This is a genomic window from Nocardioides potassii (assembly GCF_021648885.1).
Taxonomy (GTDB): domain Bacteria; phylum Actinomycetota; class Actinomycetes; order Propionibacteriales; family Nocardioidaceae; genus Nocardioides; species Nocardioides potassii.
Genome location: NZ_JAKJHZ010000010.1, coordinates 35,527 through 57,894 on the forward strand (window position 1 = coordinate 35,527; position 22,368 = coordinate 57,894).

Consider the following 22,368-nt stretch of genomic DNA (forward strand, 5'->3'; position numbering starts at 1 on the left):
TCCGTGTCGTGCGTGTTGCAGTGACGACTCGGATGTTGCGTCGGTGTTTCGACCCGCTGGGACCTCAGGGGTTCGTGAGCACCTCGGCGCCGTCCTCGGTGACGAGGAGGGTGTGCTCGAACTGCGCGGACCGGCGGCGGTCCTTGGTCACGACGGTCCAGCCGTCGTCCCACATGTCGTAGTCGGGGGTGCCGAGGTTGAGCATCGGCTCGATCGTGAACGTCATCCCGACGCGGATCTCGTCGTCGAACCGCGGGTCGTCGTAGTGGGGGATGATCAGGCCGGAGTGGAACGCGGTGCCGATGCCGTGGCCGGTGAAGTCGCGGACGACGCCGTAGCCGAAGCGCTTGGCGTAGGCCTCGATCACGCGGCCGATGATGTTGACCCGGCGACCGGGCTTCACGGCCTTGATCGCGCGGTCGAGCGACTCCTTGGTCCGCTCGACGAGCAGGCGTGACTCCTCGTCGACGTCACCGGCGAGGAAGGTGGCGTTGGTGTCGCCGTGCACGCCGCCGATGAAGGCGGTGATGTCGATGTTGACGATGTCGCCGTCCTCGACCACGCGGGAGTCGGGGATGCCGTGGCAGATCACCTCGTTGACGCTCGAGCACAGCGACTTGGGGAAGCCGCGGTAGCCGAGCGTCGAGGGGTAGGCGCCGTGGTCGCAGAGGAACTCGTGGCCGATCCGGTCGAGCTCGTCGGTGGTCACGCCGGGCACGACGTGCGAGCCGACCAGCTCGCGGGCCTGGGCGGCCAGCCGGCCGGCGATCCGCATCCGCTCGATCGTCTCGGCGTCCTTCACCTCGTCGCCGGTGAAGCGCTGCGGCGCGGGGCGGTCGACGTACTCGGGACGGGCGATGTGGGCGGGCACGCTGCGGCGCGCCGACACCTCTGCGGGGGATACGACTGTCACTCGCCGAGTGTAGTTTCGGCGCATGAGCGAGAACGAATACTGGTTCTGCCTGAAGCACCACGCGGTCGAGGGTCGCGACGGCTGCAAGAACGCCGACCGGCTCGGGCCCTACGCCACGGCCGAGGAGGCCTCCCACGCGCTCGAGAAGGTGCAGGAGCGCAACGAGGAGTGGGACAACGACCCGGACTGGAACGACAACGGCCCGGGCTCCGGCAACGGCCTCAGCGACGGCACGCCCGACAACTAGTCCTTCTTGCCCTTCTTCTTGCCCTTGCCCGTGGCCGACTGAGCCAGGTCGGCGGCCGCTCGCACGCTCTTGAGCGCGCGCTTGGTGTTCTTGTCGAGCGTCTTCGTCAGCTCGGCGATCGCCGTCTCGTACTGCTGGCTCACCCGCGCCGCCGTCTCGGCCGCGACCCGCTCGGCCGTCTCCTGCGCGACGCGCTGGACGAGAAGTGCGGTGCTGGCGGCCTGAGCGCCGGCGTCGAGCGCGCGGCCGGCGACCGTACGGCGTGCAGTCGGGGTCACGGGCCTGGGCGTGGACGGCGTGGAGGTCGTGGTCTTCTTCGCTGCCGTCTTCGTGGCAGGGGCCTTCTTCGCCGGCGACTTCTTGGTCGTCGTCTTCCTGGCAGCCGACTTCTTCGCAGCCGACTTCTTCGCAGCCGACTTCTTCGCAGCCGACTTCTTCGCAGGCGTCGAGGTGGCGGTGGTCTTCTTGGCGGTGGACTTCTTCGCTGCGGTCGTGCTGGTCGACGTCGCGGTGGTCTTCTTCGCGGCTGTCTTCTTCGCTGGCGCGGACTTCTTCGCCGTCGTCTTCTTGGCGGTCGTCTTCTTAGCGGTGGACTTCTTCGCAGCGGTCGTCGGGGTCTCGCTCATGGGTGGCTCCTCGCGTCGTCGGACCCCGATCGTGCCCTGCGACGGGACGGATGTCACCGGCTAGCGTGTCGGCGTGCCCACCACGCCCGTCCGCGAACCGCTCTCGCCCTGGCCGTTCGCCGGGGTGATCGGGCTGGCCTGCGTGGCCTTCCTGATCGGCGCGACGCCCGAGGTCGTCGGCACGCACTGGTGGGTCGTGCTCCCGCTCGGCGCCGTGTGGGTCGTGGCGCTGCTGCTCGCGATCCAGTGGTTCACCGCGAGGCCACGCACGGTCGTCGTGCTGCCGGTCGTCGTCGCGCTCGTGTGGCTGGCGACGATCCTGGCCGGGGCCAGGTGGCTCGGCTGGGGCCTGGCCGGCGGCGCGTAGCCGATCAGAACGTGTGGTCGGGGCCGGGGAAGGTCCCACCGCGGACGTCGTCGGCGTACGCCCTGGCCGCGTCGAGCAGCACCCCGTGCACGTCGGCGTACTGCTTGACGAAGCGCGCCATCCTGCCGGTCCGCAGGCCGAAGGCGTCCTGCCACACCAGCACCTGGCCGTCGCAGCCCGCGCCGGCGCCGATGCCGATGGTGGGGATGACCAGCTCCTTGCTGATCTGCTCGGCGACGTCGCCGGGCACCATCTCCATGACGACGGCGAAGGCGCCCGCCTCCTGCACGGCGCGGGCGTCGGCGATGACGCGATCGCTGGCCTCGCCGCGGCCCTGGACGCGATAGCCGCCGAGGGTGTGCTCGCTCTGCGGTGTGAAGCCGATGTGCGCCATCACCGGGATCCCGCCGCGGGTGCACTTCTCGATGACGGGTGCCATCTCGGCGCCGCCCTCGAGCTTGACGCAGTGCGCCCCCGCCTCCTTCATGAAGCGGACGGCGGTGAGGTAGCCCTGCTCGGGAGAGGCCTGGTAGCTGCCGAACGGCAGGTCGCCGACGACCATCGCGCGCTTCACCGAGCGCGACACGGCGCGGGTGAGGGGGAGGAGCTCGTCGACGGTGACGGGCAGCGATGTCTCGTTGCCGTAGACGTTGTTGGAGGCCGAGTCACCGACGAGCAGCAGGTCGATGCCGGCCTCGTCGAACGTCGCCGCGGTGTACATGTCGTACGCCGTCAGCATGGTGATCTTCTCGCCGCGCTCCTTCATCTCCCGAAGGTGATGGGTGCGCACGCGCTTCACGGGGGCGGCCGGTGCGGCGGGGCCGGAGCCGTAGGGCGCCGTCTCTTCAGGCTGGGTGGGCATGTCTGCTCCTCGTCATCTCGCAGCTCCCGAGTGGAGTCCACGGACCGGTTTCAGGCTAGTCCCGACCGGCCGGTACGACGCTGTGGTGGCTGTCACACGACGACGAATCGCCGGGTCAGGAGGTCAGGCCCTCGATCGGCCGGGCCTCGTCGTGCTCGACCACGTCCTTGTCGTCGCCGTCGTAGTCGGCGCAGCCCGACTGCACCTTGACCACCCAGGTGCCGGGACCGCGGGCGGGGGAGGGCGTGACGTCGACGGTGGTGTCGTCGCGGGTGAGGGTGACGTGGTCGTCGACCTGGGTGTCGTCGGTCCAGCCGTCCTCGACGAGGGCGTCCTTGACGGCCGCCAGCTGGGTGGCGGTGTCGCCCTCGGGCGCGGTCATGCTCGCGAAGACCTCGTAGCGCCAGCTCAGCGCCATGCAGCTCTGCCACTGGCCGAACGCCTTGACCTTGTCGCCCTCCAGCGCGCGGACCGCCACCGGGACGGCGGCCTCGGCGTGGTCGGTGGTCGTCTTCGCCACCGCGTCGGGCGTCTCGCCGCTACCGCCGCTGCCACCTCCGCTCGAGCAGGCCGAGAGCGCGACGGCCAGGGCGACGAGGAGCAGCGTGGTGCGCATGCGGCCCAACGTAGTCGTCACGGCCATCGCGGCGGCCAGACGGTGTCCCACGCGTCCTCGAACGCGTCGCCGGTCCGGTCGATCGCGTCGTCGACGCCGTCGCGCACGCCCTCGTAGGTCTCCACCACGCCGTCGCGGACGTCCTCGTAGGTCTGGACGACCCCGTCGCGCACGTCGGTGTAGGTGTCGACCACGGGCTGGACGACGTGGTGCTGGACCTCGCCGCCGACCCAGTCGTAGAGGTAGTCGTGGGCCTCCTGCGTGCGGCCGCCGGTGTCGACCACCGCGTCGGAGTTGCCGGAGACGACGTCGGCCATGCTGGCGAGCGCGGGGTTGCCGTCGTCGAAGTAGTTGGTGTGGTTCTCCATGAAGCCGGTCGTGACGAGGCCGGCGCCGTGGAACTCCTCGCCGTTGTCGACTGCGAACACCGTGGCACCGAAGTCGTGCTGGGCCGGGTCGGCGCCGAGGCCGAGGCTGTCGTCCCACGTGCCGGGGAGGAGGCCGTCCTCGCCGCCGAGCCAGGACACCGGGTCGTTGTCGGCGGCGCCGACGAAGACCTGTCCCGCCGGCATGTTGAGGTCGGAGGCGTGGTGCACGCCCTCGCTGGCGCCGGGGCTGCCGATCAGGACGAGGCTGTCGGCGTCCATCCCGCCCGCGGCGGCGTACGACGACGTGGTGGAGCCGTAGCTGTGGCCGATCACCGTGAGGTGCGGCTGGTCGCCGCCGGTGTGGGTGCTGTTGAGCCCGTCGACGAACTGCGACAGCGCGATGCCGCCCGCCTGCGCGTTGGCCTCGGTCACGGTGTGCGAGACGTCGCCCGCCGAGTCGACGAGGTCCCACGGCATCTTCGACTCGGGGTTGAAGTTGGGGGAGTCGTAGCCGATCCACGCAATGGTGGAGACCGACCCGGTGCGCGGCGGGTCCTCGCCGGCCATGCTGTTGACCGTCTCCTCGTAGAGGTTGAGCGCCTGCATGCCGTTCTCGTCGATCTGCGTGCCGTCCTGCATGATCCCCGGAACGTAGACCGCGGTGTGGTCGGCGGTGTCGGGGTCGCCGTAGGCCACCGCGGCGATGCCGTCGCCGCCGAAGGCGTGGGGTTGGTAGGCCATCACGAAGGCGTCGACGCCGAGGTCGGCGTACTGCGGGGACTGGGCGTTGGCGACCGCCTGCTCGATGGACTGCGCGTTGTCCAGCCACCGCTGCTCCGACGCGCTGAGCTCCTCACCGGAGGCCTGCTTGCCGAGGAGGTACTCGATGTCGCGCTGCACCGCCGAGGTGTTGGCCTCGTCGCGGTCGCCGGTCGGGATGCCGTTGGTGTTGCCGACGAGGTCGGGGTCGCTGATCATCAGCGCGTTGCGCTCGGCCTCGGAGAGCCCGTTCCACCAGGCGAAGACCGCGTCGGTGTCCGTGCCGAGGCGGGTGAGCTCGGCCTTGAGGGCGTCGGTGTCGGCGCGCCCGGGGGCCTTGGCCGCAGCGGCGCCCTCGGCCAGCTGGTCGACCGCTGCCAGCGCCCGCACGCAGGCCTGCTCGTCGGCGTCGACCCGGTCGCGCCACGTCTCGAGATCGCGCTGGTAGGCGGCGAACCGGCTGCGCAGCTGCGCGGCGTCGGCCTGCAGACCGGGGACCTGCTCCTCGGTCGCGCCCTCGATGCGGCGCAGGAGGTCCTCGCGCTCGGAGTTCAGCGTCTGGCGTCGCTCCATCAGCTCGTCGTGCTCGGTGCGGCGCTGTCGCATCGCAGTGAGGAACTCGTCGATGGCGAGCGCTCCGCGCTCGAGCGCCGCGCTGACCGCGTCGGTGTCGGCGGCGAACGTCGTGACGGCGCTCCTCGCCGCCTCGGCCGCGTCACCGCTGAAGTCCGCGGGAGCGCCGTTGGCGCGGGCCCAGTCCGCGACGTCGCTGACGGCCGTCGCCGCAGCGCGTACGTCGGTGAGGATGGCGCTCGACGCCTCGGTGACCTTCAGCTCCGGCTCGGCCGGCAGCCAGGCCGGGACGGCGATCGTGGTCACGGGCCTACCGCCTGGACCGGCGGGGTGTCGCGGTCCTCCCACATCAGCAGCTGCTGGGTCGCCTCGACGCTCTCGGCGTCGGTGACGAGGAAGTCGTACATCGTCTGCGCCAGCGCGTCGGCGTGGGCGGACGCCTGGTCGCGCAGGGCGAGCGTGCGCTGCTCCCACGTGGTGAGGAATGCGTCGGCGGCGCCCTGGACCGCGTCGCCGAGCAGGGCGGGATCGGCCTGGGCGAGGTTCTTGCGGGGGCCGTTGAGGCCCTCGGACTGCTCCTCCCAGGCGGTGCGCGCCTTCTGGAGCGTGGCCGTCCACATCTGGATGGTCATCCGGCGGCCCCCTCCGCAGCGCGGACCTTGGCGGTGCGGACGGTCACGACGAGCGCGGTCGGCCGCACGGTGGCCGCGGCCTCGAAGCCACCGCGGCGGCGCGCCACCAGTCGGGGGCGGTCACCCGGCACGGGTCGCGCCTGCCAGCCGAGCCCGACCAGGGCGTTGCCGGTCGAGCGCAGCAGCGTCACGTTCTCCCCGCGGCCGAGGTCCTCGACGACCGCGACCGCTTCGTACCAGGTCTGGTCCCACTCGTCGGTGTGCCAGCGGCCTTCACGCGTCGCCGTACGGTCTCCGAGGGCGAGCCGGGCGAGCAGGTCGTCCAGCAGCCGCTCGACGCCGACTGCCAGGGCGTCGCGCTCGTCGGCGGTGAGCACGGGCGCGACGGGCGCGGGTGCGTTCTGCGGGAGCACCACGATGTCGACCTCGGGGTGCCGCTCGCGCAGGACCCGCAGCATCGGGTCGTCGGCCGTGGGGTCCGGGGGGCCCGCTTCGATCGCAGGAGGCGTCATGCACCTCTTCTTCCCGCGACCCCATGAGCCTCAAACCCGCGCCGCGGGATCTGTGGAGCCAGCCGGTCAGCGAGGAGAGATCCGCAGCACGCGGTCGTCGTCGCCGTTGTCGGTCGTGACGAGCAGGTCGCCGTTGCGGGCGGACGTCACCGAGCGGAGCCGGCCGAACCGGGCGAGCGCGGGCGGCTGGGTGGCCGACACCAGCGAGCCGGAGTCGTCGAAGCGCAGGAAGACCATCTCCGAGGCCTTGAGCACGGCGACCGCGAGCGTCCCCTCGAGCGAGCCCCACTGGGAGCCGCGCACCCACGTGGCACCCGAGGTGGCGATGGTCGGGGTGCCCGAGGACCAGGCCGCCTCCTGCTGGGTGCCGGGGAGGGACTGGTCGGTCATCGGGACCTGCTCGTTGTAGCCGGGGACCGGGTTCCAGCCGTAGTCACTGCCCCTCACGAGCAGGTTGACCTCGTCGTCGCGGTAGCTGCCGTGCTCCACCGACCACAGCGAGCCGTCCGCGCGCTGCGCGAGGCCCTGGACGTTGCGGTGGCCGTAGGTCCACACGAACCGGCGGTCGGTCGAGGCGTCGGCGTAGGGGTTGTCGGCCATCGGCTTCCCGGTCCGCCGGTGCACCCGCAGCACCTTGCCGCCGAGGGAGTCGAGGTCGCGCGGGTTGGTGCCGATCGCGGCGTCGCCGGTGCCGATGACGAGGGCATCGCTGTCGCGGTCGAGCAGCAGCCGACACCCGCCGTGTCGCCCGGAGCTCGACGGGAGGCCGGAGATCACGGTCCGCCGCTTGCTGAGGGTGCGCCACTTCTCGTCGACCCGCCAGCGGGTGACCTGGACGTGGTTGCCGCCCGCGGACGAGCCGTGGCACGCCCAGAGCGTGCGCGACCCGGGGTCGACGGCGAGCGACATCAGCCCGGTCTCGCCGGAGACCCAGACCTGCTTCGACAGGTCGGCGAGGGTCCGCCTCTTGCCGTTGCGGACGACGCTGATGCGGGCGCGGTCTCGCTCGGAGACGACGAGCCGCCCGCCGGGCGCCTGCTGGACGTCCCACGGGTGCTGGAGGCGGCGGGCGACCGTACGGATCCGCAGTGCGGGCGCGCGCTGGTCGAAGACCTGCCCGATGCTGGGGGAGTGCGCCGGCCCCGCGACCGAGGGGGACAGTCCGACGAGCAGGCCGGCGACGAGCGCGGCGGAGAGGGCGACGGCGTGGGATCGAGGCACCTCCACGACGGTAGCCGTGGGGTCGGACAGCGGTAAAGAGGTCAGTCGGTGGACACCGGCTTTGCCAGCTGGATCCCGGTGCGGGTGGTGGTGTAGCCGAGGCGGGTGTTGAGCGCCCGCATCGCCGCGTTGCCGTCCTGCGTCCAGGTGTAGACCTCGTCGATCCCGTGGTCGGCGGCCCACGCGAGGGTCCGCAGCTTGAGGTGGACCGCGAGGCCGCGCCCGCGCCAGTCGCGTCGTACGGCCGTCAGCCCGTTCTCGGCCCGGGTCGGCGAGTCGGCGTCGCGGTCGAGGCCGGCGCACCCGACGACCTCGCCCTCGTGGACGGCGAGGAACTGTGGGTCGGCGAGCCAGTCTCGCGCCCAGCGCTCGGGGCTGACGTCAAGGGGCGTGTCCACCGCGAAGCCCTGCAGCGCCTCGAGGCCGAACCGCTCGTAGGCCGCCGCCCACAGCCCCGGTCGCTCCTGCTCGGTCACGACCTCGACGCCGTCCGGCACCGGCGTCACGGTGACCGGTCCGGTGATCCGGTAGGTCTGCTCGACCTCCCGGTTGACCTCCGCGAAGCCGAAGCGCTGCCCGAAGGCGAGCGAGCCCTCGTCGTCGGCGCCTGCGCGCAGGATCGGCAGGCCGAGGTCGACGACGTGCTGGGTCAGGCGCTCGAGCAGCGCCGTACCGACCCCGCGGCGGCGGTGGTCCTCCAGCACGCGCGGGATCACCGAGCCGCCGCCGGACGTGTCGGACGGCTGGGCGAGCCCGTGGCCGACCACGACGCCGTCCTCGCGGGCGAGCAGCATCAGGCGCTCGGGCTTGTCGCCACGCCGCAGCTCGGCGAGCGACTGGGTGCGCTCGTAGGGGATGACCGCGATCCGGACGCGGCGCCAGTCCTCGTAGTCGGCGTCGGTCTCGCACTGGGTGATCTCGAGGGCCATGGCGGCACTGTGGCTTCGCGCTGCCGGGGTAGTCCAGTGGGTTTCTGTCGTCCGCGACCGCCGATCGCGACAGGAACCCACTGGACTACCCCGGGTGGGCGGCGGGTGGTCTCGTGACCGGACTTCGTCCTTCCTCGACCAGCGGCGGGTGGCGCCTTCCCTAGAGTGGGCTCGTGGACTTCTACTCCGCCTACGCGCAGGGCTTCGCACGCATCGCGGCCGTCACGCTGCCGGTGCACCTGGCCGATCCGGCGGCCAACGCCGCCGAGGTGATCGAGCAGGCACGCGCCTGCCACGAGGACAGCGTGGCCGTGGCGGTGTTCCCAGAGCTGTGCCTGACGGGCTACTCCGTCGACGACCTCTTCCTCCAGGACGCGCTGCTCGAAGGCGTGCAGGAGGCGGTCGCGGAGATCGTCGCCGCGAGCGCCGACCTGATGACCGCACTGGTCGTGGGCGCGCCGCTGGTGCAGGGCAACCGGGTCTTCAACTGCGCCGTCGTCATCCACCGCGGCTCGATCCTCGGCGTCGCCCCGAAGTCCTACCTCCCCAACTACCGTGAGTTCTACGAGCGCCGCTGGTTCGCGCCGGGCGACGACCGTGAGCTCGAGTGGATCACGGTTGCCGGCCAGGACGTGCGGTTCGGCCCGGACCTGATCTTCCGCTGCCTCGACGTCCCGGGCCTCGACCTCCACGTCGAGGTCTGCGAGGACATGTGGGTGCCGGTTCCGCCGAGCGCGGAGGCGGCGCTCGCCGGGGCGACCGTCCTCGCCAACCTCAGCGGCTCACCGATCACCATCGCGCGCGCCGAGGACCGTCGGCTGCTGGTCCGGAGCGCGAGCTCGCGGTGCGCGGCGGCGTACGTCTATGCGGCCGCCGGGCAGGGGGAGTCGACGACCGACCTCAGCTGGGACGGCCAGACGATGGTCTACGAGTGCGGCTCGCTGCTCGGCGAGAGCGAGCGCTTCCCGGACGGGCCCCGTCGTACGGTCGTCGACGTCGACCTCGACCTGGTGCGGCAGGAGCGGATGCGGCAGGTCACCTTCGACGACAACCGTCGCACCCACGCCGAGCGCACGCAGCGTTTCCGCACCGTCGAGTGGGAGCTCGAGCCGCCGGCCGGTGACATCGGGCTGAGGCGCAAGGTCGACCGCTTCCCCTTCGTGCCCGACGACGCCGAGCGCCTCGAGCAGGACTGCTACGAGGCCTACAACATCCAGGTCTCCGGTCTCGAGCAGCGGCTCAAGGCCATCGGGACGCCCAAGGCCGTCATCGGCGTCAGCGGCGGCCTCGACTCCACGCACGCGCTGATCGTCGCCTGCAAGGCCATGGACCGGCTCGGCCGGCCGCGCAGCGACGTACTGGCGTTCACGATGCCCGGCTTCGCGACCGGCGAGACGACCAAGTCCTACGCCACGCGCCTGTCGCAGGCACTCGGCGTCACCTTCGAGGAGCTCGACATCCGGCCCGCCGCCGAGCAGATGCTCAAGGACATGGGCCACCCGTTCGGCCGCGGCGAGAAGGTCTACGACGTCACCTTCGAGAACGTGCAGGCCGGGCTGCGCTACGACTACCTCTTCCGGCTGGCCAACCAGCGCGGCGGGATCGTCGTCGGGACCGGTGACCTGTCGGAGCTCGCCCTCGGGTGGTGCACGTACGGCGTCGGCGACCAGATGTCGCACTACACGGTCAACGCCGGCGTGCCGAAGACGCTCGTGCAGCACCTCATCCGGTGGGTGATCAGCCACGGCGAGTTCTCCGCCGACGTCGGCGAGCTGCTCGGCGAGATCCTCACGCAGGAGATCACGCCCGAGCTGATCCCGGTCGAGGAGGGAAAGAAGCCGCAGGCCACCCAGGACACCGTCGGGCCCTACAACCTGCAGGACTTCACGCTGGCGCTCGTCGTCCGGCACGGCTTCCGGCCGCGCAAGATCGCGTTCCTCGCGTGGCACGCGTGGAAGGACCTCGAGTCGGGCGAGTGGCCTCCGGGGTTCCCGGCCGACGCGCGGGTGGCGTACACGCTCGAGGACGTCCGCACCTGGCTCGTGGTCTTCGTGAAGCGGTTCTTCGCCAACCAGTTCAAGCGGTCCGCCTTGCCCAACGGTCCGAAGGTCAGCCCCAGCGGCACGATGAGCCCCCGCGGCGACTGGCGGATGCCGTCGGACGCTCGCGGGACGGCTTGGCTGGCCGAGATCGATCGGGACGTCCCGGCCAGCTGAGCTCTCGGTTGTTGAGGCGCGAGCGAAGCGAGCCTCGAAACCACGTCATCAGCGTTGGTTTCGAGGCTCGTCGCTGGCGCTCCTCGCACCTCAACCAGCGATGACACACCCTTAACGCGCCCTTAGCCACGGGCTGGAGCGGGGTTAGCCGCGCTCGTACGAACCTCCTGTCATGACGCCGGACGGCGTCACTCGGACCAGCAGGCCACAGGAGGAATCGTGCAGAAGAAGAAGGCAGTCATCGGAGGCGTCGCGGCAGCGGCGGTCGCGGTCGGGCTCGGCTCGTGGTGGGCGGTCGATGCCGCCGTCGACACCCAGACCGGCGAGCGCGGCACCTGCGGCGGTGCGACCTGGGAGCTCGACGCCGAGGCCGAGGACGGGGGCACCGAGGTCGGTGCCGAGCTCCAGTCCGCCGGCCCGGGCGAGGCCTGGCAGGTGGAGATCCTGCGCGACGGGACCTCGCTGCTCTCCGGCGAGCGCACCACCGACGAGGACGGCGAGATCGACGTCGACGTCCACGCCTCCGGCAACCCCGGCGACGCGACCTACGAGGTCACGTTCACCCCGGCTGACGGTGAGCCCTGCACGGGCACGCTCGGCGGCTGACCCATCCACCCAGATCACCCACACCCCACACCGAGGAGAACCCGTGAAGAAGACCATCGCCGCCACCACCCTGCTCGCCACCGCCACCGCCGGCGCGACCGTCCTGGTCGCCGCGCCCGCCAACGCCGACGTCGAGCGACGCGGCACCTGCGCCGGTGCGACGTACGAGCTCAACGTCGACCGTGAGCGCGGCGGCTACGACGTCGACGCCGACATCGAGGGCGCCAAGGCCTCCAGCACCTGGCGCCTCACGATCCGCCACAACGGCACCGTCGCCGTCTCCCGCACCCTCAGGGCCGACGACGAGGGCGAGCTCGACCTCGACACGTTCCGCAAGAACACGACCGGCAAGGACACCTTCAAGGTCACCGTGACGCCGGCCGGCGGTAGCGCCTGCTCGTTGAAGGTCACCGCCGCCTGACGAAGGACCACCCAGGAGCCCGGGTCAGGCCGTCCGCAACGTGACGGCCACCCGGGCTCCTCCCATGTCGGAGGCACCCGCGGTGACCTCGCCGCCGGTGTCCTCGGCGGTGCGGGCCGCGATCGAGAGGCCGAGCCCCGTCGAGCCGGCACCACTTGCGCCACGGCCGGTGACGTCGAGGCCGCCGGGCAGGCCGGGTCCCGCGTCGTCGACGACGAGGTCGACGCGGTCGTCGGCCGCGGCGAGCGTGATGCGTACGGCGGCGTCGTCGGGGGTGTGCGAGAAGACGTTGTCCATCAGCACGTCCACGAGGGCCTCGAGGTCGGCCCGGCTGGCCCGGACCAGCGGCCCGTCGGTCGCGAGGTCGGTGACGTAGCCGCGACCCTGGTCCTCGGCGAGCGCCTCCCAGTGGCGGACCCGCTCGGCGAGCACCGCGACCGCGTCGGTCTGCGGGTCGAGGCCCTCGCGCTCCGAGCGGCGGGCCTCGCGGACGATCTCGTCGACCGTCGCCTGCAGGCGGTCGAGGTCTCCGCCGAGGCGCTCGCGCAGGTCGTCGTCGGCCACGCCCTCGACCCGCAGGCGCAGCGCGGTGACGGGGGTGCGGAGGCGGTGGGAGAGGTCGGCGACGTTCTCGCGCTCGCGGGTGAGCAGCAGCTGGATCCGGCCGACGAGGCGGTCCACCGCACCGGCGAGCTCCTGGACCTCGGGTGGACCGCTCACCGACGTGGGGGAGGCGGCCGCACCGGGACGCCCCAGGGTCTGGGTGTGCTCGGCGAGCCGGCGGATCGGCTGCACGAACGAGCGCCCGAGCCGGTCCACGACCACCAGCGACCCGGCCAGCAGCGCGACCGCGAGCAGGGCCAGGAGACCCCAGGCGACGCCGACGACGGAGTCGATGCCGGGCTCGTCGACGATCACCCGGATGACGGGGGTCTGCGAGGGCAGGGCCGAGTTGCCGCCACGCGAGACCGGCACGAGGATCTGCGATCCGTCGTCGACGTCGTCGACGCGGGCGCGGCCGGTGTTGCGGGCGTCGAGGACCCGCGCGTCCTCGCCGGGGTCGGGCCCGATCCCGGTGCCGTCCGGGTACAGCACGGTCACCTGGGTGTGGCTGCCGTCGTTGAGCCGGTCGACGTACTGCCCGACGATGCCCTTGTCCTGCCCGGACACCACGGTCTCGACCGCCTGCACCTCCAGCGCGGCGCGGGCGAGCCGGTCCTCCAACGCGTAGCTGCGCACCAGGATCGCCATCGGCACGAGCAGGGCGAGCAGCACCATCGAGATCGCCGCCGCGGCGGTGACGAGGAGGCTGCGGCGCACCTCAGCCGTCCCTGCCGGAGGAGCCGGAGTCGGCCGGAGCCGTGAGTCGTACGCCGACCCCGCGCACCGTGGTCAGGTAGCGCGGCTCGGCCGCCGTCTCGCCGAGCTTGCGGCGCAGCCACGACAGGTGCACGTCGACGGTCTTGTCGGACCCGCCCCACGGCTGGCGCCAGACCTCGACGAGCAGGTCGCGCTTGGTGACGACCTCGCCGGGACGCTCGGCGAGGTGGGCGAGCAGGTCGAACTCGCGCGGCGTCAGCTCGACCTCCTCGCCGTCGAGGTGGACCCGGCGGCCGGTGAGGTCGACGGACAGGCCGCCGACGGTGAGCGTGGCGGGGCGCTCGCGCGCGGACGCCGTACGACGCAGCACCGCACGCACGCGTGCGTCGAGCTGGGCGCTGGTGAAGGGCTTGACGACGTAGTCGTCGGCCCCGGCGTCGAGGGCGCCGACGAGGGACGGGTCGTCGGCGCGGGCGCTGGCGATGATCACCGGGACGGTGCTGACGGCGCGCAGCATCGAGAGCACCTGGGTGCCGTCGACGTCGGGCAGGCCGAGGTCGAGCACGACGAGGTCGGGGGAGGAGTCGACGGCGAGCTGGAGTCCGGACATCCCCGTGGGCGCGGAGGTGACGGTGTGGCCGCAGTCGCGCAGGCCACGCACCAGCAACGGCCGGATCCGGTCGTCGTCCTCGATGATCAGCACCTCGGCCACGCGGTGACCGTACCGCCCGTGCGCGAGCCCACCGCTCGCCTTAGCACTCCCTTAACCGCCTCCTGACCTCGCGCTTGCCGAGGAGGCGGCACGATGGCCGGGTGAGGCGTCGGATGATCTACGTCGGCCTGTGGGCCGCGACCACGGCCGTGGCCGTGCTGGTCGGCGTGCTCGCGGTGTCGACGGTCGGCGCGACGATCCGCGACCGCGGGCCGGTCGGTGCCGAGGTCATCCGCGACACTGACGCGGACCCGACGTCGGTGCCGTCACCCGAGGGGCCGGCCGTGAGCGACGCGATCACCGGCGAGTGGGGGTCCTTCGACGTCGAGTGCCGCGACACGTGGGCCTACGGCGTCGGCGTACGCCCCGACGAGGCCGACGGCTGGGACGTCGTCAGCTGGGAGAAGGGCCCCGACGACGACGTGGACGCGGTCTTCAGCGACGGTCGCAACTCCGTCGACCTCGAGGTCTTCTGCAACCGGGGGCGACCCACCCTGGCCGAGCTCGAGCGCAACACGCTGGGCGACTGATGATTCTCTTGCAACCTCGGTGAGGTGGGTCGCGTCCTGACGGTGACAACCCACCTCACAGACAAGTAGAGACCCATGTTCACCCGTACCGCTGCGGTCATCGCCGCACTGCTCACCACCGTCCTCGCCACCGTCCTCGCGCCGTCGGCCACCTCCGCCGCGCCGGCGGCGGCCCCGGCCGACCGCGCCGCCCAGCCGCGCACCGCCGTCACGTTCACCGTCGACGACTGCGAGGGCTGCGAGATCCAGCTCTCGAGCGCAGTCGGCACCTACGCCGAGGCCGACGCCGGCAAGGTCGACGTCTGGAACAGCAAGGTCAAGACCGTCGAGGGCGGCTCCGTCACCTTCACCGTCCCGACGAAGCGCACCTGGGGCATGTCGGTGGCCGTCGAGGCGCCGTGGGAGGGCTTCACCGGCTACCGCACGACCCTGGCGTGGCGCTACAACGGCGAGCTGCAGGGCGACACCGTCACCCTCGCCGAGGCCGTGACGAAGAAGAAGGCCTCGGCCTGCTGGGAAGGCACCCGCCAGCGCGAGGTCACCATCCCGATCGTCGTGGAGAAGGTCCGCGTGCAGGGCGTGCGGACGGACGTGAACGGCAGCATCGCCTTCGTGCCCACCACCGAGAGCTGGCTCAAGCCGATGCGCGAGGTCCAGGACGGCGTCCTGGGCTCGCAGGACGTGAACATCTGCCACTGATCGAGCACCGGCGTCGAGTCCTCTTGCTTGCCCCTAGGCTTGGAGCATGGGCAAGCAAGAGGACTTCGTACTCCGCGCGCTCGAGGAGCGTGACGTCCGGTTCGTCCGGCTCTGGTTCACCGACGTCCTCGGCTTCCTCAAGAGCGTGAGCGTCGCCCCTGCCGAGCTGGAGAACGCCTTCGACGAGGGCATCGGCTTCGACGGCTCGGCCATCGAGGGCTTCGCCCGCGTCTACGAGGCCGACATGCTGGCCCACCCCGACGCCTCGACCTTCCAGATCCTGCCGTGGCGCACCGGTGACGACGGCTGGCCGGCCACCGCGCGGATGTTCTGCGACATCCGGATGCCCGACGGCAGCCCGTCGTACGCCGACCCACGGCACGTGCTGAAGCGCACGCTCAGCGCGGCGGCCGACAAGGGCTTCACCTTCTACACCCACCCCGAGATCGAGTTCTACCTGTTCAAGAACGCCCCGGAGCAGGGCGCGGAGCCGCAGCCGGTGGACCGCAGCGGGTTCTTCGACCACACCGCGCAGTCGCGCGGCGCCGACTTTCGCCGCGAGGCCATCACGATGCTCGAGGCGATGGGCATCTCGGTGGAGTTCAGCCACCACGAGGGCGGCCCGGGCCAGCAGGAGATCGACCTCCGCTACGCCGACGCGCTGACCACGGCCGACAACATCATGTCGTTCCGCACGGTCATCCGTGAGGTCGCGCTCGGCCACGGGATCTGGGCGTCGTTCATGCCGAAGCCCTACACGACCCACCCGGGCTCGGGCATGCACACGCACGTCTCGCTCTTCGAGGGCGACCGCAACGCGTTCTTCGAGGCCGGTGCCGAGTACCAGCTGTCGAGGACCGGCCGCCAGTTCATCGCCGGCATCCTGCGCCACGCCAGCGAGATCAGCGTGGTGACCAACCAGTGGGTCAACTCCTACAAGCGCCTGCTCGGCGGCGGCGAGGCTCCCTCGTCGATCTGCTGGGGCCACAACAACCGCTCGGCGATGGTCCGCGTGCCGATGTACAAGCCCAACAAGGGCCAGTCGACGCGCATCGAGCTGCGCACGATCGACGCGGCCTGCAACCCCTACCTCGCCTTCGCGGTCACGTTGGCCGCCGGCATGAAGGGCATCGAGGAGGGCTACGAGCTCCCGCGCGAGGCCGAGGACGACGTCTGGTCGCTGACCGAGCGTGAGCGCAAGGCGCTGGGCATCTCGCCGCTCCCCAAGAGCCTGCACGACGCGATCGGCGTGGCCGAGGAGTCCGAGCTGCTAGCGGAGACCCTCGGTGAGCACGTCTTCGACTTCTTCCTGCGCAACAAGCGCGCCGAGTGGGAGGAGTACCGCACGCAGGTCTCCGCCTACGAGCGCGACCGGATGCTCCCGGTCCTCTGATCGCTGCGTCGTGACCCGCGCCGTGACCCGCGCCGTGACCCGCGTCGTGACCCGCGCCGTGACCCGCGTCCTCGTCGTCGAGCACCAGGCGTCGTGCCCACCGCACCTCGTGGGCCGGTGGCTGGAGGAGGCCGGCTGCACGCTGTCGGTGTGCCGGCCCTACGCCGGTGACGACCTGCCCGCCGTGACGTCGTACGACGCCGTGCTCGTGATGGGCGGCGACATGGGGGCGTACGACGACGACCGGGCGCCGTGGCTGCCCGCGCTCAAGGCCATGCTCCGCGACGCGGTCGCGGCCTCCGTCCCGGTGCTGGGGATCTGCCTGGGCCACCAGGTGCTGGCGGTGGCGCTCGGTGGCGAGGTCGTGCGGAACCCGCGCGGCCAGACGGTCGGCCTGCAGCCGGTGGGCTGGAGCGCCGAGGCCTCGTCCGACCGGGTGTTCGGGGCGCGGACCGGCGACGAGCGGGCGATCCACTGGAACAACGACGTCGTGGTGTCCCTCCCCGACGACGGCGTCGTCATCGCGCGCACGCCCGGCGGCGAGGTGCAGGTCGCCCGTTTCGCACCTGTGGCCTGGGGCGTCCAGGCGCACCCCGAGGTCGACGCCGACGTCGTCACCGGCTGGGCGGCAGAGGACCGCGACGACCTGGTCGCGCTCGGCCTCGACGAGCACGCCGTGCTGGCGGAGATCAAGGAAGCGGCGCACGACCTGGAGTCGCAGTGGCGACCGCTGGTGCAGCGGTTCGCGGAGATCGCGGCCTCGGGGGAGCGGTCGTGACGTCGAGCGGCCAGCTGGTCAGGGCCGGGTTCGTCGACGGGACGAGCGCTGCTGCCGGCATCGAGCGGCTCGGTGCGGCCGCGCGTCCGCTGACCGACAAGCTCGCCGCGGCCGCCGACCCCGACGCCGCGCTGGAGGGGCTGCTGCGGGTGGTCGACGCCCTGGACTCCATCTCCGACGGAGCCGGCGCCGCGATGCTCGCCGAGCTCGCCGACGACGAGGGCACGGCGATGCGGTTGTGCTCGGTGCTCGGCGCGAGCGCGGCGCTGACCCAGCACCTCGCCCGGCACCCCGAGCACTGGCGCGAGCTGACCGACCCGACGCTCGGCAGCACCCGCGCGGCGGCCTACGCCGTCCGCGAGGCGATGCTCGCCGCGGTCGGCGCCGACCCCGCGTCTGCGGTCCCGGTCGCCGGCAAGCCCGACGCGGAGGCGGTGGACGCGCTGCGGGTGGAGTACCGCCGGATCCTGCTGCGCCTGGCCGCCCGCGACCTCGCCCACCACGTCGGGGTCGACGACGCCGCCGCCGAGATCTCCGACCTCGCCGCCGCCACCCTCGAGGCCGCGTTGGCGGTCGCCCGCGCCCGCGTCGAGTCGTACGACGCCGCCCGGCTCGCGGTGATCGCGATGGGCAAGTGCGGTGGCCACGAGCTCAACTACGTCTCCGACGTCGACGTGATCTTCGTGCACGAGGCCGCCGACGGAGCGGAGGACGGCGCGGCGCTGCGGGCCGCGACCCAGCTGGCCTCGCACCTGATGCGCATCTGCTCCGACCACACCCGCGAGGGCACGATCTGGCCGGTCGACGCCAACCTGCGGCCCGAGGGTAGCCAGGGGCCGCTGACCCGCACGCTCGCGAGCCACCAGGGCTACTACGAGAAGTGGGCCAAGACCTGGGAGTTCCAGGCGCTGCTCAAGGCCCGGCCCGTTGCCGGCGACCTCGCCCTCGGTCGCGCCTACGTCGAGATGATCGAGCCGCTCGTGTGGAGCGCCGCCGAGCGCGACGGCTTCGTCGGCGACGTCCAGGCGATGCGGCGCCGCGTCGTCGACAACATCCCGGCCGCCGAGGCGGATCGCCAGATCAAGCTCGGCTCCGGCGGGCTGCGCGACGTCGAGTTCGCGGTCCAGCTGCTGCAGCTCGTGCACGGGCGGGCCGATGCGTCCTTGCGGTCGGGCGCCACCCTGAGCGCCCTCGCGGCGCTGATCGACGGCGGCTACGTCGGCCGCGAGGACGGCGAGAAGCTCCACGAGGCCTACTCCTTCCTCCGCACGCTCGAGCACCGCGTCCAGCTGCACCAGCTGCGTCGTACGCACGTGCTGCCCGCCGACGAGGCGTCGCTGAGACGGCTGGGCCGGTCGCTCGGGCTCTACTCCGAGCCGGCCGTGCAGCTCGACAAGCAGTGGAGGTACCACCGCCGCGAGGTCCGCCGCCTCCACGAGAAGCTCTTCTACCGCCCGCTGCTCGGTGCTGTCGCGAAGCTGCCGGGGCCGGAGGCGCGGCTCTCGCTCGAGGCCGCGGAGGCGCGGCTCGCGGCGCTCGGGTACGCCGACCCGAAGGCGGCACTGCGCCACCTCGAGGTGCTGACGAGCGGGGTCTCGCGCACCTCCGACATCCAGCGCACGCTGCTGCCGGTCCTGCTGGAGTGGTTCGCCGACTCGCCCGACCCGGACGCCGGGCTCTTCGGCTTCCGGCGGATCAGCGAGAGCCTCGGCCGCACACCGTGGTACCTCACGATGCTGCGCGACGAGGGCGAGGTCGCGCAGCGCCTGGCCCACGTCCTCGGCACCTCGCGCTACGCCACCGACCTGCTCGAGCGCGAGCCGCAGGGCGTGAAGATGCTCGGGGAGTCGCTCGTCCCGCTGAGCGCCGAGGCCGCGCTCGCCGAGATGAAGGCGCTGACCGAGCGGGCCGAGACGGCCGAGGCGGCCATCGTGGCGGTGCGCGGTGTACGACGTCGCGAGCTGCTGCGGATCGCCTGCGGCGACCTGGTGGCCGGGACCGACGTGGCGCTCGTCGGGCAGGGGCTGAGCCGGCTGACCGACGCGACGCTGCAGGCCGCGCTCGACATCGCGTCCTACGCCGTCCGCACGTCGCGCGGGCTGGAGTCCGATCCCGCCCGGCTCGCCGTGATCGCGATGGGTCGCTACGGCGGATTCGAGCTGTCGTACGGGTCGGACGCGGACGTGATGTTCGTCTTCGAGGCGGTCGAGGGTGCCGAGGCGCAGGCCGCGTCGTCGTTCGCCACCGCGGTGGTCGCGGAGGTACGCCGCCTGCTGTCGTTGCCGGCCAGCGACCCGCCGCTGGAGGTCGACCCGGACCTCCGGCCCGAGGGCAAGAACGGCCCGATGGTGCGCACGGTCGAGTCCTACGCGGCGTACTACGAGAAGTGGTCGCACGTGTGGGAGTTCCAGGCGCTGCTGCGTGCCGACCCCGTCGCCGGCGATGCCGGCCTGCGGGCGCGGTTCACCGAGCTCATCGACCCGCTGCGCTTCCCGGCGACGGGGATCTCGCGGGACGACGTGGTCGAGGTGCGTCGGATCAAGGCCCGCGTCGACAACGAGAGGCTGCCGCGCGGCGCCGACCGGCAGACCCACCTCAAGCTCGGACGCGGGGGACTGGCCGACGTCGAGTGGACGGTCCAGCTGCTGCAGATGCAGCACGCGGGGTCCGTGCCCGGGCTGCGCACGCCGCAGACGCTGCCGGCCCTCTCCGCCGCGGCGGAGGCGTCCCTGATCTCCGCCGAGGACGCCGAGACGCTCGCCGAGGCGTGGCGGCTCGTGTCGCGGGTGCGCAACGCGGTCACGCTCGTGCGCGGGAAGCCGGCCGACCAGCTGCCGCGTGACGCCCAGGAGCGGGCGGCGGTCGCGCGTGTGCTCGGCTACCCGCAGGGGTCGTCGGACCAGATGGTCAACGACTACCTGAGGACCACGCGCCGGGCCCACGCGGTGGTCGAACGGGTGTTCTGGGAATGAATCTCCTTGCTTCATCTCGCTCGAGATAAGGTATGCTCTTCATATGGACGAACTGAAGGCTCTCACTTCAGTCACCATCATCGGTGACCTGGTGGGATCGCGCCGCAGCGTGGACCGCGCGGCCGTCCATGCCCGGTTCGAGAAGGGGATCGACGCGGTCAACGCCGCGTACGCCCCCGTCGTGCCGCTGACGATCGGGCTCGGGGACGAGTTCCAGGGCATCTTCGCGACCCTGGGCGACGCCGTCGCGGCCTCGCTGCGGCTGCGGATGGCGCTGCTCCCGGACGTGGACGTGCGCCAGGGGATCGGCCTGGGCCGGGTGCAGGTGCTCTCGGAGGAGCCGCGGGTCGAGGACGGGCCGGGCTGGTGGGCGGCCAGGGCGGCCATCGACGCCGCCAAGGCCTACGAGCGCAAGGCCCCGCTGCGCGCGGTGCGGACGGCGTACGTCGTCGCGGACGGCGAGGCCGGGCCGCCGCCCGCGCTGGTCAACGCGGCCCTGATGACGCGGGACCAGATCGTGTCCGGCCTGTCGGAACGGGGGATGTCGGTGCTGGATGGTCTGATGAGGGGACGTCGGCAGCAGGACATCGCCGACGAGCTCGGCATCAGTGCGTCGGCGGTCTCCCAGCGGATCCGCGCCGAGGGACTGGGCGTCGTGCTCGCGTCGGACGAGCTGCTACGAGAGCTGTAGTCGAGAGGGCAGGAGAGGGGGAGGCGTTGAGCTGGCTCGGGATCCTGCTGGTCGGCCTCGCCGTGACCGACCTCGTGCACTCCGTGCGCAAGGTCAAGGTGCTGCCGCAGATGGTCGGCGCCCTCAGCGTGCTGGTCCTGGGGATGCTCGCCGACCTCACCTCCGGCCGCGACCTGGTCGCTCTGGCGGTGATCGCGGTGGTGGTGCTCGCGTGGGGGTTCGCGGTGACCTGGGGGTTCGGGCATCCCGCCCAGAACGCCGCGTGGGCGCCGCTCGGGCTCTTCTCGAGCGCCCTGGTGGTCGCCATCGCGTGCTCGGTGCTCGCACCACCGGCGGACGGACCCATCGGTCACTGGCTCGGCTCGGGCCCGCTGCCCGCGCTCGACGGAGTCTCGGCCGACCGGTTCCTGCTGCTCCTGGGGGCCTTCCTGCTGCAGCTCTCGACCGGCAACGTGCTGGTCCGGCTGGTGCTCAAGTCGACCGGCACCATCAACCCGCGCAAGGACGGCGGGATGCCACCCACCCAGCTCAAGGGCGGTCGCCTGCTCGGCCCGCTGGAGCGGGTCTTCATCCTCGCCCTCGCGATGGGCGGCCAGGTGACGGCCGCCTCCATCGTCGTCGCCGCCAAGGGCCTGCTCCGCTTCCCCGAGCTCTCCTCTCGCCACGAGCAGCAGACCGTCCACGAGATGACCGAGTACTTCCTGCTCGGGTCCTTCGTGTCCTGGCTGGTCGCGCTCGGGTCCTTCGTGCTGCTCGTGTGATCGCCCCACCTGTACCTTCGACGACGAGCAGTCCACCGGAGGGAGCGGCCCGTGATCGACCTGACCGAGGGACAGGAGCTCGCCCTCTCCGCCGTCGAGGGACGGCCCCTGAGCCGGCTACAGATGGCCGTCGGGTGGGACCACAACCCGACCGCGGGGTTCATCGGCAGCGGGGCGCCGCCCATCGACCTTGACGCATCGGCCGTGCAGTTCGCCGGCGGACAGTTCTTCGACATCGCCTTCTTCAACAACCTGGCCACCCGCGATGGCTCGGTGGTGCACCTCGGTGACAACACGACCGGCAAGGGGACCGGCGACGACGAGGTGATCACGGTCGACCTCGGAAAGGTCTACGCCAAAGTCGACACGATCCTGTTCCTGATCACCAGCTACCAGGGGCACTCCCTGGAGTACATCCGCAACGCCTACTGCCGCCTGGTCGACGACGACGGCACCGAGCTCGCGCGCGTGACCATCACCCTCGGCGTACGGGAGACGGGCCTGGTGATGGCGAAGCTCTCCCGCGCCGGGGACGACTGGACGCTCACGGCCATCGGCACCGGTGTCGCGCTGAAGACGCCGACGGACTCGATCGACGCGCTGCTGCCCTTCGTCTGAGCCCGCGGCGTTGCCACTACGCTCCG

At 71.9% G+C, this 22,368-nt stretch carries 24 protein-coding genes; 13 read left to right on the forward strand and 11 right to left on the reverse strand.

Going from position 1 to position 22,368, the window contains the following annotated elements:
• Positions 1–64: 64 nt before the first annotated feature.
• On the reverse strand, positions 65–937 hold the full coding sequence (map, locus tag L2K70_RS16345; RefSeq protein ID WP_236403616.1) for a type I methionyl aminopeptidase: 873 nt from the start codon (positions 935–937) through the stop codon (positions 65–67).
• Between map and L2K70_RS16350 the strand changes: the two genes are divergently transcribed.
• Positions 936–1,160, forward strand: coding sequence for a hypothetical protein (locus tag L2K70_RS16350; protein WP_236403619.1), 225 nt, complete (start codon positions 936–938; stop codon positions 1,158–1,160). The genes map and L2K70_RS16350 overlap by 2 nt on opposite strands.
• On the opposite strand, the gene L2K70_RS16355 is transcribed toward L2K70_RS16350, so the two are convergent.
• Positions 1,157–1,786 (reverse strand): histone H1-like repetitive region-containing protein, encoded by a 630-nt coding sequence (locus L2K70_RS16355; protein WP_236403620.1) that lies wholly within the window; start codon positions 1,784–1,786, stop codon positions 1,157–1,159. The genes L2K70_RS16350 and L2K70_RS16355 overlap by 4 nt on opposite strands.
• A gap of 73 nt (positions 1,787–1,859) precedes the next feature.
• Between L2K70_RS16355 and L2K70_RS16360 the strand changes: the two genes are divergently transcribed.
• A complete protein-coding gene (locus tag L2K70_RS16360) occupies positions 1,860–2,153 on the forward strand; it encodes a hypothetical protein (RefSeq protein ID WP_236403623.1) in 294 nt (97 codons plus the stop codon).
• A gap of 4 nt (positions 2,154–2,157) precedes the next feature.
• Here L2K70_RS16360 and panB read toward each other — a convergent pair whose 3' ends face one another.
• The 7 genes from panB to L2K70_RS16395 form a co-directional block, all read right to left on the reverse strand.
• The gene (gene panB / locus L2K70_RS16365; RefSeq protein ID WP_268930744.1) at positions 2,158–3,015 is read right to left on the reverse strand and encodes a 3-methyl-2-oxobutanoate hydroxymethyltransferase; all 858 of its coding nucleotides are present in this window, start codon (positions 3,013–3,015) and stop codon (positions 2,158–2,160) included.
• Between the two features lie 115 nt (positions 3,016–3,130).
• On the reverse strand, positions 3,131–3,631 hold the full coding sequence (locus L2K70_RS16370; protein ID WP_236403627.1) for a hypothetical protein: 501 nt from the start codon (positions 3,629–3,631) through the stop codon (positions 3,131–3,133).
• A gap of 17 nt (positions 3,632–3,648) precedes the next feature.
• Positions 3,649–5,637, reverse strand: coding sequence for an alpha/beta hydrolase (locus L2K70_RS21755; RefSeq protein WP_236403628.1), 1,989 nt, complete (start codon positions 5,635–5,637; stop codon positions 3,649–3,651).
• Positions 5,634–5,963 (reverse strand): hypothetical protein, encoded by a 330-nt coding sequence (locus tag L2K70_RS16380; protein WP_236403630.1) that lies wholly within the window; start codon positions 5,961–5,963, stop codon positions 5,634–5,636. Before L2K70_RS16380 ends, L2K70_RS21755 begins: the two co-directional genes overlap by 4 nt.
• The gene (locus tag L2K70_RS16385) at positions 5,960–6,475 is read right to left on the reverse strand and encodes a hypothetical protein (protein ID WP_236403633.1); all 516 of its coding nucleotides are present in this window, start codon (positions 6,473–6,475) and stop codon (positions 5,960–5,962) included. Before L2K70_RS16385 ends, L2K70_RS16380 begins: the two co-directional genes overlap by 4 nt.
• Before the next feature lie 66 nt (positions 6,476–6,541).
• Positions 6,542–7,696, reverse strand: a complete 1,155-nt coding sequence (locus tag L2K70_RS16390) for a PQQ-dependent sugar dehydrogenase (RefSeq protein ID WP_236403635.1) — start codon at positions 7,694–7,696, stop codon at positions 6,542–6,544.
• 41 nt (positions 7,697–7,737) lie between these two features.
• Positions 7,738–8,625: a GNAT family N-acetyltransferase gene (locus tag L2K70_RS16395; RefSeq protein ID WP_236403639.1), complete on the reverse strand. Its 888-nt coding sequence runs from the start codon at positions 8,623–8,625 to the stop codon at positions 7,738–7,740.
• 173 nt (positions 8,626–8,798) lie between these two features.
• Between L2K70_RS16395 and L2K70_RS16400 the strand changes: the two genes are divergently transcribed.
• The 3 genes from L2K70_RS16400 to L2K70_RS16410 all read left to right on the forward strand — a co-directional run bounded on the left by L2K70_RS16400 (position 8,799) and on the right by L2K70_RS16410 (position 11,868).
• Entirely contained in the window at positions 8,799–10,841 is a 2,043-nt protein-coding gene (locus L2K70_RS16400) for an NAD(+) synthase (RefSeq protein ID WP_236403644.1), read from the forward strand.
• Positions 10,842–11,060: 219 nt separating this feature from the next.
• The gene (locus tag L2K70_RS16405) at positions 11,061–11,447 is read left to right on the forward strand and encodes a hypothetical protein (protein WP_236403645.1); all 387 of its coding nucleotides are present in this window, start codon (positions 11,061–11,063) and stop codon (positions 11,445–11,447) included.
• A gap of 43 nt (positions 11,448–11,490) precedes the next feature.
• Positions 11,491–11,868, forward strand: coding sequence for a hypothetical protein (locus L2K70_RS16410; protein WP_236403646.1), 378 nt, complete (start codon positions 11,491–11,493; stop codon positions 11,866–11,868).
• A gap of 24 nt (positions 11,869–11,892) precedes the next feature.
• Here the strand turns inward: L2K70_RS16410 and L2K70_RS16415 are convergent, their stop codons facing one another.
• Positions 11,893–13,188, reverse strand: a complete 1,296-nt coding sequence (locus tag L2K70_RS16415) for a HAMP domain-containing sensor histidine kinase (protein WP_236403648.1) — start codon at positions 13,186–13,188, stop codon at positions 11,893–11,895.
• Between the two features lies 1 nt (position 13,189).
• A complete protein-coding gene (locus tag L2K70_RS16420) occupies positions 13,190–13,900 on the reverse strand; it encodes a response regulator transcription factor (protein WP_236403650.1) in 711 nt (236 codons plus the stop codon).
• Positions 13,901–14,001: 101 nt separating this feature from the next.
• Between L2K70_RS16420 and L2K70_RS16425 the strand changes: the two genes are divergently transcribed.
• From L2K70_RS16425 to L2K70_RS16460, 8 genes are all read left to right on the forward strand, one after another.
• The gene (locus L2K70_RS16425) at positions 14,002–14,430 is read left to right on the forward strand and encodes a hypothetical protein (RefSeq protein ID WP_236403652.1); all 429 of its coding nucleotides are present in this window, start codon (positions 14,002–14,004) and stop codon (positions 14,428–14,430) included.
• A gap of 75 nt (positions 14,431–14,505) precedes the next feature.
• Positions 14,506–15,129, forward strand: a complete 624-nt coding sequence (locus tag L2K70_RS16430) for a hypothetical protein (protein ID WP_236403654.1) — start codon at positions 14,506–14,508, stop codon at positions 15,127–15,129.
• A 46-nt stretch (positions 15,130–15,175) separates the two neighbouring features.
• Positions 15,176–16,522, forward strand: a complete 1,347-nt coding sequence (locus tag L2K70_RS16435; protein ID WP_236403657.1) for a glutamine synthetase family protein — start codon at positions 15,176–15,178, stop codon at positions 16,520–16,522.
• 10 nt (positions 16,523–16,532) lie between these two features.
• Positions 16,533–17,300: a type 1 glutamine amidotransferase gene (locus tag L2K70_RS16440; protein ID WP_236403659.1), complete on the forward strand. Its 768-nt coding sequence runs from the start codon at positions 16,533–16,535 to the stop codon at positions 17,298–17,300.
• The gene (locus L2K70_RS16445; protein WP_236403661.1) at positions 17,297–20,272 is read left to right on the forward strand and encodes a bifunctional [glutamine synthetase] adenylyltransferase/[glutamine synthetase]-adenylyl-L-tyrosine phosphorylase; all 2,976 of its coding nucleotides are present in this window, start codon (positions 17,297–17,299) and stop codon (positions 20,270–20,272) included. The genes L2K70_RS16440 and L2K70_RS16445 overlap by 4 nt, the downstream gene beginning before the upstream one ends.
• A 43-nt stretch (positions 20,273–20,315) precedes the next feature.
• A complete protein-coding gene (locus L2K70_RS16450) occupies positions 20,316–20,963 on the forward strand; it encodes a SatD family protein (RefSeq protein ID WP_236403664.1) in 648 nt (215 codons plus the stop codon).
• A gap of 26 nt (positions 20,964–20,989) precedes the next feature.
• Positions 20,990–21,724, forward strand: coding sequence for a hypothetical protein (locus L2K70_RS16455; protein WP_236403666.1), 735 nt, complete (start codon positions 20,990–20,992; stop codon positions 21,722–21,724).
• A 51-nt stretch (positions 21,725–21,775) separates the two neighbouring features.
• Positions 21,776–22,342 (forward strand): TerD family protein, encoded by a 567-nt coding sequence (locus tag L2K70_RS16460; protein WP_236403675.1) that lies wholly within the window; start codon positions 21,776–21,778, stop codon positions 22,340–22,342.
• Positions 22,343–22,368 lie beyond the last annotated feature (26 nt).